This window comes from Methylobacterium sp. (assembly GCF_019750675.1).
Classification (GTDB): Bacteria; Pseudomonadota; Alphaproteobacteria; order Rhizobiales; family Beijerinckiaceae; genus Methylobacterium.
The window spans coordinates 1-11,625 of the sequence record NZ_JAIEOF010000180.1 but is presented as its reverse complement, the minus strand read 5'-3'; the positions used below and the strand labels follow the sequence as shown (position 1 = coordinate 11,625).

The 11,625-nt window shown below is 69.5% G+C and carries 12 protein-coding genes; 3 read left to right on the top strand and 9 right to left on the bottom strand.

Going from position 1 to position 11,625, the window contains the following annotated elements:
- Nucleotides 1-7 precede the first annotated feature (7 nt).
- Together K2X24_RS09850 and K2X24_RS09845 are read right to left on the bottom strand one after the other, a co-directional pair.
- Nucleotides 8-625 carry a hypothetical protein gene (locus K2X24_RS09850; protein ID WP_292497287.1) on the bottom strand — a complete coding sequence of 206 codons (618 nt, stop codon included), beginning with the start codon at nucleotides 623-625 and terminating at the stop codon, nucleotides 8-10.
- Nucleotides 626-716: 91 nt separating this feature from the next.
- On the bottom strand, nucleotides 717-1,442 hold the full coding sequence (locus K2X24_RS09845; RefSeq protein WP_292497284.1) for an aspartate/glutamate racemase family protein: 726 nt from the start codon (nucleotides 1,440-1,442) through the stop codon (nucleotides 717-719).
- Between the two features lie 222 nt (nucleotides 1,443-1,664).
- On the opposite strand from K2X24_RS09845, the gene K2X24_RS09840 reads away from it, so the two are divergent.
- Both K2X24_RS09840 and K2X24_RS09835 read left to right on the top strand, forming a co-directional pair.
- A complete protein-coding gene (locus K2X24_RS09840; protein ID WP_292497281.1) occupies nucleotides 1,665-3,302 on the top strand; it encodes a DEAD/DEAH box helicase in 1,638 nt (545 codons plus the stop codon).
- Nucleotides 3,303-3,396: 94 nt separating this feature from the next.
- Nucleotides 3,397-4,452 (top strand): diguanylate cyclase, encoded by a 1,056-nt coding sequence (locus tag K2X24_RS09835; protein ID WP_292497279.1) that lies wholly within the window; start codon nucleotides 3,397-3,399, stop codon nucleotides 4,450-4,452.
- 18 nt (nucleotides 4,453-4,470) lie between these two features.
- Here K2X24_RS09835 and K2X24_RS09830 read toward each other — a convergent pair whose 3' ends face one another.
- Complete coding sequence (locus K2X24_RS09830; RefSeq protein ID WP_292497277.1) at nucleotides 4,471-4,848, bottom strand: iron-sulfur cluster assembly accessory protein; 378 nt, start codon at nucleotides 4,846-4,848, stop codon at nucleotides 4,471-4,473.
- Between the two features lie 155 nt (nucleotides 4,849-5,003).
- Between K2X24_RS09830 and K2X24_RS09825 the strand changes: the two genes are divergently transcribed.
- Nucleotides 5,004-5,600, top strand: a complete 597-nt coding sequence (locus K2X24_RS09825) for a Uma2 family endonuclease (protein ID WP_292497274.1) — start codon at nucleotides 5,004-5,006, stop codon at nucleotides 5,598-5,600.
- Nucleotides 5,601-5,607: 7 nt separating this feature from the next.
- Here K2X24_RS09825 and K2X24_RS09820 read toward each other — a convergent pair whose 3' ends face one another.
- The 6 genes from K2X24_RS09820 to K2X24_RS09795 all read right to left on the bottom strand — a co-directional run.
- A complete protein-coding gene (locus tag K2X24_RS09820; protein WP_238277884.1) occupies nucleotides 5,608-5,988 on the bottom strand; it encodes an SUF system Fe-S cluster assembly protein in 381 nt (126 codons plus the stop codon).
- A gap of 10 nt (nucleotides 5,989-5,998) precedes the next feature.
- Complete coding sequence (locus tag K2X24_RS09815) at nucleotides 5,999-7,243, bottom strand: cysteine desulfurase (protein ID WP_292497271.1); 1,245 nt, start codon at nucleotides 7,241-7,243, stop codon at nucleotides 5,999-6,001.
- Between the two features lie 75 nt (nucleotides 7,244-7,318).
- The gene (gene sufD / locus K2X24_RS09810) at nucleotides 7,319-8,641 is read right to left on the bottom strand and encodes a Fe-S cluster assembly protein SufD (protein WP_292497270.1); all 1,323 of its coding nucleotides are present in this window, start codon (nucleotides 8,639-8,641) and stop codon (nucleotides 7,319-7,321) included.
- Between the two features lies 1 nt (nucleotide 8,642).
- Nucleotides 8,643-9,395 (bottom strand): Fe-S cluster assembly ATPase SufC, encoded by a 753-nt coding sequence (gene sufC, locus K2X24_RS09805; protein WP_292497268.1) that lies wholly within the window; start codon nucleotides 9,393-9,395, stop codon nucleotides 8,643-8,645.
- A gap of 214 nt (nucleotides 9,396-9,609) precedes the next feature.
- A complete protein-coding gene (gene sufB / locus K2X24_RS09800; protein ID WP_243911005.1) occupies nucleotides 9,610-11,079 on the bottom strand; it encodes a Fe-S cluster assembly protein SufB in 1,470 nt (489 codons plus the stop codon).
- Between the two features lie 67 nt (nucleotides 11,080-11,146).
- Nucleotides 11,147-11,625 (bottom strand): aminotransferase class V-fold PLP-dependent enzyme (locus tag K2X24_RS09795; RefSeq protein ID WP_292497263.1); only part of this gene is annotated, 479 nt, incomplete at its 5' end.

Below are 11,625 nucleotides of genomic sequence, written 5' to 3'. Positions count from 1 at the left end.
GCCCGTCTCAATCTTGGACATCGTCGGTCTCCGAAGCGGCGCGGATCACCAGGGCCATCAGGCCCTGGCCGACGGCGAAGGGCACGCCCATCGCCCAGGGCGAGAGGTGGCGGCCCTCCCCCGACACGATCAGCACCGCGAGGCCGGCGACGAGATACCAGGCCCCCACGAGGGCGACGCCGCGCGGCATGACGCGGATTCCGGCGAAGATGCCGAGGCTGACCAGCACCTGCCAGAGGCCCGGCAGCAGCCACAGGCTCTCCGGCGAGACCCGGGCCAGCACCAGGGCAAGGAGCGCGCCAGTGGCGCCCGCCGGCAGGAACTGCTCGACGGCGTCCTGGATCATCGCGTCCCCGAGGCTGCCCGTGTGCCGGCGGGCCCGGGCCCGCATCTCCGCGCCGATCAGCGTGAGGGCGATCACGGCGGTGACGATCCAGGCGCCGAAATAAGCCAGGGGCCGGCCATCCGGGTCGTCGAGGAGGAGGGATTGCACCGTCGCGGTGGCGAGGGCGAGCCCGGCGGTGGCCGCGAAGGCGGCCGAGCCGTAGCCGCTGAAGGCCGTGCCCCGGACCAGCTGCGAGCGGATCGCGACGATGTCGGCCAGGGCCTTGTCGAGATCGCTCATGCCGCCCTGCCCCGCCTCGCACTCTGTGATGCAAAGTAACTTTGGGCGCGAGGCGACGCAAGGATTTTCTTTGCGATGCAAAGTAGGTCGGTCAGGTCTCCGCGAGGAGGCGCGCCAGGGCCGGGGCGAGGCCGGTGCTCGCCACCGCGGGCGCGCCGCGTTCCGGGCACGCACCGCCGGCCGCGGCCAGGACCGCGCGGGTGCCGGCTTCAACCGAGCAGAGGACCGGCACCGGCACGGCGGGCTGGATGCGCGCGGCGAGCCCCGCCAGGGCCGCGCCGCCAAGGATCACAGCCTCGGCGCCGTCTGCCTCGGCGCAGGCCCGGCAGGCGGCGGCGAGGAGGCCGAGGGCCGCGTCGGGATCGGCGGCGATCTCGCCCCCCGTCGGCGCGACCGCGCGCACGCCCGCGAACCGCTCGGCCAGCCCGATGGCCGCGACGAACTCGGTCAGCATCGGTTCCCAGAGGGCGCCCCCGGTGACGATGGCGAAGTGCCGGCCGCCGCTGGCGGCGGCCCGGCAGGCGGCGTCGGCCATGCCCACCACGGGGACCGGCGAGACCTCGCGCAGGGCCGCGAGCCCCGGATCGCCGAAGCAGGCGAGGTAGACGCCGTCGCAGCCGGCGACGTGCTCGGCGAGGGCATCGAGGGCGGCGTGGCCGGCGATGGCGACCGCCGCCCGGCTCGCGATGTAGCGCGCCCCGAACCGCCCGGTGGCGGGCACCAGGGTGATTCCCGCCCCGGCCACCGACCGCACATGGTCCGCCACGAGGTCGGTGACGGAGGGGGTGGTGTTCGGGTTGATGAGCAGGATGCGCAAGGCGGGACGAACCTCGGGGTCGGGCCGGCGCGGCGCGCGCCTGCGGATAAGCCGCCCTGTCGAGGGTGGCCTCGATTGACAAGGCGGCGCAAGGCCCTAAGTGTCCCCGCAACGCGTGTGCGCGGCGGGTCGTGTCGAAGCCGCCCTTTCTGCCAGCCGTCGCCGTGTCGATGTCCTCCGCGCCGGTTGGTCCATTCCCGCGCGCAACGGTTCTCATAGAATATGTCTTTTGCCGACCTCGGATTGAGCGACAAGGTCCTCCAGGCCGTCACGGCGGCCGGCTACTCCGAGCCGACGCCGATCCAGGCCCAGGCCATCCCCCACGTGCTTGCGCGCCGCGACGTCCTCGGCATCGCCCAGACCGGCACCGGCAAGACGGCGGCCTTCACGCTGCCGATGCTGACGCTGCTGGAGAACGGCCGGGCGCGTGCCCGCATGCCGCGCACGCTGATCCTGGAGCCGACGCGCGAGCTCGCCGCCCAGGTGGTCGAAAACTTCGATCGCTACGGCATCAACCACAAGCTCAACGTCGCCCTGATCATCGGCGGCGTCTCCTTCGCCGAGCAGGACGCCAAGCTGATGCGCGGCACCGACGTGCTGATCGCGACGCCGGGCCGGCTCCTCGACCATTTCGAGCGCGGCAAGCTGCTGCTCACCGGCGTCGAACTCCTCGTCATCGACGAGGCCGACCGCATGCTCGACATGGGGTTCATCCCCGACATCGAGCGCATCGTGAAGATGGTGCCCTTCACGCGCCAAACCCTGTTCTTCTCGGCCACCATGCCGCCGGAGATCGAGCGGCTGGCCGACATGTTCCTGCACACGCCGCAGCGGATCGAGGTGGCCCGGCCCGCCTCCACCGCGGCGACCATCGTGCAGAAGCTCGTGGCGACGCCTTCGGAGGGCCACGAGAAGCGCGACCTGCTGCGCCGCCTCATCCGCGGCGAGGCCGAGCTGAACAACGGCATCATCTTCTGCAACCGCAAGCGCGACGTGGCGCTGCTGCAGAAGTCCCTGGCGAGCCACGGCTTCAACGTGGCCGCGCTCCACGGCGACATGGATCAGCGCGCTCGCACGATCGCGCTGGACGCCTTCCGCTCCGGCGAGGTGCCGCTCCTGGTGGCCAGCGACGTGGCGGCGCGCGGGCTCGACATCCCGGCCGTGAGCCACGTCTTCAACTTCGACGTGCCGCATCATCCGGAAGACTACGTCCACCGCATCGGCCGTACGGGCCGCGCCGGCCGCGCCGGCCACGCCTTCACCCTGGTCAGCCGCGCCGACGAGCGCTCGCTCCATGCCATCGAGGCCCTGATCGGGCAGCCGATCCCCTGGGCCGAGGGCGACCTCGCCTCGGTGCCGGAATCCAGCGCCCCGTCCGAGGACGGCGACTCGACGCGCACCCGCTATCGCGGCAAGGCCGGCAGTGGCCGTCGCCTGCGCCCCGGCGCGGGCAAGGCGGCCGCCGGACGGTCCGGGGCCGGCGGTCGGGCCGAGGCTGGCCGATCCGAGGTGACGCGGTCCGAGACCGCGAGCCCCGAGGGCGGTAAATCCGAGGGCGGGAAATCCGAGAGCAGGCCCGAGGGCCGCGCGCCCAAGCGCGATGGGCGCGGCGGCAGGTCCGCCGCCCGCCGGGCTGCGCCCGAGCGTGCCCCGGCCGTCCTGGCCGAGATCGCCGAACGCGAAGCCGCGCCCGCGTCCCCCGTGGCCCAGCGGGCGCCGCGTCCCGAGCGGGTGCGCGAGGAGCGTCGTCCCCCGCCCCGGCGCCGGGGCGACGAGGACGAGGGCGAGACGCCGGTCGGCCTGGGCTCGCACGTTCCGGCCTTCCTGCTGCGTCCGGCGGTGATCAAGTCACCGAAATGAGCCGCCTTTAACCCACTCTGCACCAACGCCGCCCTAGGATGAATCGCGCGGGTGCGCTCTCTATCCGGGGCGCCTGCGGACGATGGGACGGACGATGGACGGCACACATGGCGATCGCGACCGGAGCTTCGCGCTGGCCGAACGCGCCAACACGCTGATGCGCGATTACGGGCCCTCCGCGGCCCCGCGCTCCTATGCCGTCTGGTACGCGTACGTCTCCGGCACGCAGCCATTGCTGAACGATGCCCTGAAGCGCCTGACGGCGGCCTCCGCCGCCCTCACCGAGGACGACATCGAGACCCTCTACCGGACCTATCTGGATCCGAGCCGCCTGTCGGCCGCAACGGAGCACGCCAGCACCGGCGTGCTGAGCGAGATCGCCGGCGTGATGGAGGTGCTCGACCTCTCGCTCGGCTCCACCACGCAGTACGGTGAATCGCTCCGCGCCCTGGCGCACGACCTCGACGGCCCCGCCCCGAGCCAGGCCGCCGTTCACCGGATCGTCGCGGCCCTGGCGGCGACGACGCGGGAGGTCAGCGCCAACAACCGCACCCTCAAGGCCCGCATGCGCGAGAGCCGCAGCGAGATCGAGGCCCTGCGCGAGACCCTGGAGGCGACGCGGCTCGAGAGCCTTACCGATCCGCTCACCGGCCTGTCCAACCGCAAGCATTTCGAGGACAGTCTGAGCGCGCTGGTCCAGGGCGCCTCCGCGAGCGCACCCGCCGGGCTGATCGTGATCGACGTCGATTCGTTCAAGCGCTTCAACGACGTCTACGGCCACATCACCGGCGACCAGGTTCTACGCCTCGTGGGCGTGGTCATGCGCGAGCAGGTCAAGAGCCGCGCCATCCTCGCCCGCTTCGGCGGCGAGGAATTCGCCATGCTGCTGCCGGACACCAACCGTGCCACCGCCCGGGCCATCGCGGAGAAAGTCCGCGTCAGCGTGATGGCACGCGAACTCGTCAAGCGCTCGACGGGCGAGTCCTTGGGTAAGGTCACGATCTCGCTCGGGCTGGCGATGACGCGCCCCGGCGACACGGCCGTGTCGCTCCTGGAGCGCGCCGATCAGTGCATGTTCAGCGCCAAGCGCGACGGCCGCAACCGCACCGTCGACGACGCGGAGGCGGCGCACCTGCCCCACGTCGCCTGAGGTGGGGCGAGCCTCGGCTCAGGCGCGCGCGCCGACCGCCTCGGGGTTCACCGGGGTGATCGCCACGGACTCGCCGCAGCCGCACGCCGAAGTCTGGTTCGGGTTGTTGAACACGAACTGGGACGAAAGCTTGCTGGTCTGGAAGTCCATCTGCGTGCCGAGCAGGAAGAGCAGCGCCTTCGGATCGACGAAGACGGTGACGCCGCGATCCTCGACCCGGTCCTCGCCGGGCTTCTGCGCCTCGGCGTATTCCATGGTGTAGGACATGCCGGCGCAACCGCCGTTCTTCACGCCGACGCGCAGGCCCGCGATGGGCCGGTCCGCATCGGCGATGATCGCCTTGATGCGCGCGGCGGCCGCGTCGGTCAGCGACAGGACCTGGAACTTGGATGCCATGATGTCTCTCCGACGGCCGGGTTCAAGGCCCGGGCGGGTGAGGATGATCGAACCCGGTTAAGATAAGGATTGCCGAGCCTGCGGTCCATGGCCGACCGCGCGGGAAGCGGCGCTCTGTGGTAGAGTGGCGCGAGGGAAGGCCAGGAAGGATCGTCATGGCAGACGCCGCACGCCTCATCATGACGCCCGAGGATTTCTTCGTCTGGCAGCGCGACCAGGACGAACTCTACGAACTCGTCGACGGCCACCCGGTGCCGCGACACCGGATGATGACCGGGGCCAGCATGCAGCACGACCGGGCGACGGTGAACGTCATCGGCTCTCTGTACGCGCAACTGCGCGGGACATCCTGCCGTCCGACCACGGCCGACATCGCGCTCCGGACCAGCATTCGGGGCTTGCGCCGACCCGACGTGATGGTCGAATGCGCGCCCCTGGTCCAAGACACCTACGAGGCGCGAGAGCCGAAGCTCGTGGTCGAGGTGGCGTCACCGTCGACCACCACGATCGACCAGACCCGCAAGGTCGAGGAGTACAAGCGCCACCCGACCCTGGCCTACATCCTTCTCGTCGAGACGCTGAAGCCACAGGCCCTGCTCTACCGGCGCCTCGGAGCGGGATGGGACATCGAGACCTTCGAGGGGCTCGACGCCGTCATCGACCTGCCCGCCATCGGCGCGACGCTGGCGATGGCGGACATCTATGACGGCCTGAGCTTCCCGCCGCGCCGGGATCTCGCGGCCGAGGCCTGAGCCTGCGCTACCACATGTCCAGGGCGACGCGGGCCTCGTCCGACATCCGGCTCTGGTCCCACGGCGGGTCGAACACCATGGTGACGGCGCAGGACTGGACGCCCGGCACGGCGGCGACCGCCGTCTCGACCCAGCCCGGCATCTCGCCGGCCACGGGGCAGCCCGGGGCCGTGAGGGTCATGTCGATGGCGACCTTGCGGTCGTCGGCGATGTCGACCTTGTAGATCAGGCCGAGCTCGTAGATGTCGGCCGGGATCTCGGGGTCGTAGACGCTCTTCAGGGCGACCACGATGTCGTCGGTCAGGCGGTCGAGTTCCTCGGGCGGGATCGCCGAGTCGCTCGCGATGGTGGGGGTGTTGGCCCCGCCGGTGATGGCTGCGTCGCTCATGGTCTGGTCCTCAGGCGAACATCATCTCGGCCTTGGCAAGCGCCTCGGCGAGGGCGTCGACTTCCTGCGTGGTGTTATACAGTCCGAACGAGGCGCGACAGGTGGAGGTCGCGCCGAAACGTGTGAGGAGTGGCATGGCGCAGTGCGTGCCCGCCCGGATCGCCACGCCGTAGCGGTCGATCACCGTGGCGATGTCGTGGGCATGCGCCCCCTTCATCTCGAAGGCGATGACGCCGCCCTTGTCCTTGGCGGTGCCGATCATCCGCAGGGAATTCATGGCGCCGAGGCGCTCCTGGGCATAGGCCAGCAGGGCGGCCTCGTGGGCGGCGATCCTGTCGCGGCCGAGCGTCATCATGAATTCCAGCGCCGCGCCGAGGCCCACCGCCTCGACGATCGCCGGCGTGCCGGCCTCGAAGCGGTGCGGCGGATCGTTGTAGGTGACCGTGTCCTGGGAGACGGTGCGGATCATCTCGCCGCCGCCCTGGTAGGGGGGCAGGCGCTCCAGCCATTCCCGCTTGCCGTAGAGGACACCGATGCCGGTGGGACCGTAGACCTTGTGGCCGGTGAAGACGAAGAAATCGCAATCGAGCGCCTTCACGTCGATGGGCTGGTGCACCGCGCTCTGCGCCCCGTCGAGGAGAACCGGTACCCCGTGGGCGTGGGCGATACGCACGATCTCCGCGGCCGGCGTCACCGTGCCGAGCACGTTGGACATATGGGTGATCGCCACCATCTTGGTGCGCGGCGTGAACAGCTTCTCGTATTCCTCGACGAGGAAGTTGCCCTGGTCGTCGACCGGCGCCCACTTGATCACGGCGCCGCGCCGCTCGCGCAGGAAATGCCAGGGCACGATGTTGGAATGGTGCTCCATGATCGAGAGGATGATCTCGTCCCCCTCCCCGATCAGGCCGGCCCAGCCCATGGACGAGGCCACGAGGTTGTAGGCCTCGGTGGCGTTGCGGGTGAAGATGATCTCGTCGGTGGAGTCGGCGTTGAGGAACTGCCGCGTGGTCTCGCGCGCGCCCTCGAACCCTTCGGTGGCGGCGTTCGCCATGAAGTGCAGCCCGCGATGGACGTTGGCGTAGCCCGTCTCCATGCAGTTCACCATGGCGTCGATGACCGCGCGCGGCTTCTGCGACGAGGCCGCGTTGTCGAGATAGACCAGCGGCCGGCCATAGACCTTCTCGGCCAGGATCGGGAACTGGGCCCGGATCGCCGCGACGTCGTAGGGGGTGTTCAGGACGGGTGCGTTCATGGCGATACCTGTTGGGTGTCCGGCGCGCGCGACCCTTCCCCCCGCGCAAGGGGGAAGGGCCCTGTCGGGATGCGATCAGCCGCGCGCCGCGAGCCACGCCTCGATGGTGCCGACCAGCGCCTCGCGGGCGCCCTCATGGGCGACCGACTCGATGGCGGCGCCCAGGAAGGCCTGGACCAGCAGGCTCTCGGCCTGGGCCTTCGGCAGCCCGCGCTGCATCAGGTAGAACAGCAGGTCCTCGTCCAGCGCGCCGCAGGTGGCCCCGTGGCCGCAGGCGACGTCGTCGGCGAAGATCTCCAGCTCGGGCTTGTTCATCATCTGGCCGTCGTCGGACAGGATGAGGCAGGCCGACATCATCTTGCCGTCGGTCTGCTGGGCCGCCTGCTGGACGATGATCTTGCCCTGGAACACGCCCGTGGCCTCACCGTCCACCACGGTCTTGAACAATTCGCGGCTCACCCCGCCGGTGGCGGCGTGGTCGGCCAGGAAGGTGGTGTCGGCGAGCTGGCGGCCATTGAGCATGGCCGCCCCGTTCACCACCGCGCGGCCGTCGGCCCCGGCGAAGTTCAGGTAGACCTGGTGGCGCGAGAGTACGCCGCCCACGACCACGTTGACGGTCTCGACCGCCGACGCGGCGCCGAGTTTTACGGACAGCGTCGAGAGCGCCACGGCCTCGCGGCCTTCAGCATTCAGGCGGGCGTGCCGGAAGGTGGCGGTGTCGGCCACCGTCACGTCGAGGGCGTCGTTGGGCTGGTAGGCGATGCCGTCCGGCCCCTCGTGGCTCTCCAGCACCATGATCTCGGCGCCCTCCCCCAGGGTCACCAGCACGCGGGTGGCCGTCGAATAGGCCTCCGCGCCGGTGCCGATGAAGCGCAGGTGCAGCGGGGTCTCGACCTTGGCCCCGGCCTCCACGGCGATCAGCGCACCGTCCGCCAGGAAGGCGGTGTTGAGCTGGTAGATCGGGTTCTCGGAGGCCTGGCGCACCGGCGTCAGCCGGTCGAGCTGCGGGTGGCCCTCGGTGAGCGCCCGGGTCAGCGGGGTCACGGTGACGCCGGCCGGAATCCGGCCGAGGTCGGATTCGGCTTCGATCAGGTGGCCGTTGACGAAGGTGAGGCGCACGGCCTCGATCCCGGCAAAGCCCTTGGCGTTCGCCACGGACGCCTTGGCGGTCTCGGCCGAGGGCATCTCGGCCGGATGAGCGGCGTCGCGAAACGCCGAGCGCAGGTCGGTGTACTTGAAGGCCTCGACCCGGCGGGTCGGCAGGCCGACCGCCTCGAAGTAGCGGAACGCCTCCTCGCGGGCGATCGAGACGCCCGTGGGGTACTTCATCTTCGTGGCTTCGAAGAGCTTGGAGAGCCCGGTCTCGGCCGCGGTGCGGAGGGGGGTGATGTCGGCCATCTCAGGCGGCCTCGCCCGTGCGGTACTCGGCATAGCCGGAGGCTTCGAGGGCTTTGGCGAGGTCCTTGTCGCCCGACTTCACGATCTGGCCCTGCGACATGACGTGGACCACGTCCGGCACGATGTAGTCGAGCAGGCGCTGGTAATGGGTGATGACGAGGAAGGAGCGGCCTTTCGCGCGCAGCGCGTTGACGCCCTCCGAGACGATGCGCAGGGCATCGATGTCGAGGCCGGAATCGGTCTCGTCGAGGACGCAGAACTTCGGCTCCAGGAGGGCCATCTGCAGGATCTCCATGCGCTTCTTCTCGCCGCCGGAGAACCCGACGTTGAGGGCGCGCTTGAGCATCTCCTTGTTGATCTCCAGCTTCTCGGCGGCCGTATTCACCTTGCGGATGAAGTCCGGGGTCGAGAGCTCGCCCTCGCCGCGCGCCCGGCGCTGGGCGTTGAGCGTCGCCTTGAGGAAGGTCATGGTGCCGACGCCGGGGATCTCCAGCGGGTACTGGAAGGCCAGGAACACGCCCGACGCCGCGCGCTCGTCCGGGCTCATCTCGAGGATGTTCACGCCGTCGAGCAGGATCTCGCCGTCCGTGACCTCGTAATCCTCCTTGCCGGCGATGACGTAGGACAGGGTCGACTTGCCCGAGCCGTTCGGCCCCATGATGGCCGCGACCTCGCCATCGTTGACCGTGAGGTTGAGGCCGTTGAGGATCTGCTTGTCCTCAATGGCGACGGTGAGGTTCTTGATTTCGATCATTGCAGCATAGTCCGTTCTAGAATTTGAAACGCGGAGCGACCCTCCCCCTCTGCGGGGGAAAGTGCCTGCGGAGCAGGCAGGAAAAGGAGCGACCTCTCCGATGAGCGCGCTCCCCTCATGCGGGACTTCGTCCCGGCCCGACCCGCTTCGTGGGCTCCCCTCTCCCGCAGAGGGGAGAGGGGAAGTGCACGCGGGATGCCTAAGTCGAGCCGCCCTAGCCCACCGAGCCTTCGAGGCTGATCGAGATCAGCTTCTGGGCCTCGACGGCGAACTCCATCGGCAGCTGCTGCAGCACGTCGCGGACGAAGCCGTTGACGATGAGCGCGGTCGCCTCCTCGTTGGAGAGGCCGCGCTGCTGGCAGTAGAACATCTGGTCTTCCGAGATCTTCGAGGTGGTGGCCTCGTGCTCGAACTGCGCGGAGGAGTTCTTCGACTCGATGTACGGCACGGTGTGCGCGCCGCACTGGTCGCCGATGAGGAGCGAGTCGCAGTTCGTGAAGTTCCGCGCGCCGGTGGCCTTCCGGTGCGCCGAGACGAGGCCCCGGTAGGTGTTCTGCGAGCGCCCGGCCGAGATGCCCTTCGAGATGATCCGGCTGGTGGTGTTCTTGCCCAGATGGATCATCTTCGTGCCGGAATCGACCTGCTGCATGCCGTTCGACACCGCGATCGAGTAGAACTCGCCGCGCGAGTTGTCGCCGCGCAGGATGCAGGACGGGTACTTCCAGGTGATCGCCGAACCGGTCTCGACCTGCGTCCACGAAATCTTCGAGTTGGCGCCGCGGCAATCGCCGCGCTTGGTCACGAAGTTGTAGATGCCGCCCTTGCCCTCGTTGTCGCCCGGGTACCAATTCTGCACCGTCGAGTACTTGATCTCGGCGTCGTCGAGGGCGACGAGCTCGACCACGGCGGCGTGGAGCTGGTTGTCGTCGCGCTTCGGGGCGGTGCAGCCCTCCAGATACGAGACGTATGAGCCCTTGTCGGCGATGATCAGCGTGCGCTCGAACTGCCCGGTGTCGCGCTCGTTGATGCGGAAGTAGGTCGACAGCTCCATCGGGCATCGCACGCCCGGCGGGATGTAGACGAACGAGCCGTCGGAGAAGACCGCCGAGTTCAGGGTCGCGAAGAAGTTGTCGGTCACGGGCACGACCGAGCCGAGATACTTCTTCACGAGGTCCGGGTACTCGCGGATGGCCTCGGAGATCGGCATGAAGATCACGCCGGCCTTGGACAGCTCGGCCTTGAAGGTGGTGGCGACCGAGACGGAGTCGAACACCGCGTCGACCGCGACCCGGCGCTCGGGGGCGATCCCCTCCAGCACCTCGACCTCACGCAGGGGAATGCCGAGCTTTTCGTAGGTCTTCAGGATCTCCGGATCGATTTCATCCAGGGACATGGCGGCCGGACGCTTCGGGGCCGCGTAGTAGTAGATGTCCTTGTAGTCGACCTTGTCGTACGAGACACGGGCCCAATCGGGCTCCTGCATGGTCTGCCAGCGCTTGTAGGCGTCGAGGCGCCAGGCCAGCATCCACTCGGGCTCGTCCTTCTTGGCCGAGATGAAGCGAATCACGTCCTCGGAGATGCCCTTCTCGGACTTCTCCATCTCGATCGTGGTCTCGAACCCGTACTTGTACTGGTCGAGGTCGATCGAACGGACCCGGTCGATGGTTTCCTGCACTGCAGGCATTATGCGTCTCCTGACATGCCCGGCGTCAAGGGCCGGGTGTTGGTCGGATGGCTTGGGAAGGCGGCACTCACGCCGCGTGCCCCTGCCGTCGATATAGGGTCTCCACTAGGCGTTCGCAGGCGGCGCGACACCGCGCTGCGTCGCTTTCGGTGCTGTTCCACCCGAGGCTCACGCGCAGGGCCCCCGCGGCCAGCGCGGGGGTGACGCCCATGGCCATGAGTACGGGCGAGCGCGCGACCTTGCCGGAGGCGCAGGCCGAGCCGGACGAGATCGCGACGCCCGAGAGGTCCAGCCGCATCAGCGCCGTCGGGGCGTCGAGCCCCGGAACGGCGAAGCTCAAGGTGTTGGGCAGGCGCGGAGCGCCGGCACCGAACACGGCGAGGTCGGGTACGCAGGCGCGCAGGCCGGCCTCGATACCGTCGCGCAGGTCCGCGAGTCGATCCGCCTGCGCGGGATCGGCGAGGTCGGCGGCGACCCCCAGCCCGACGATGCCGGGCAGGTTCTCGGTGCCGCCGCGCAGGCGCGCCTCCTGGCCGCCGCCGCGCA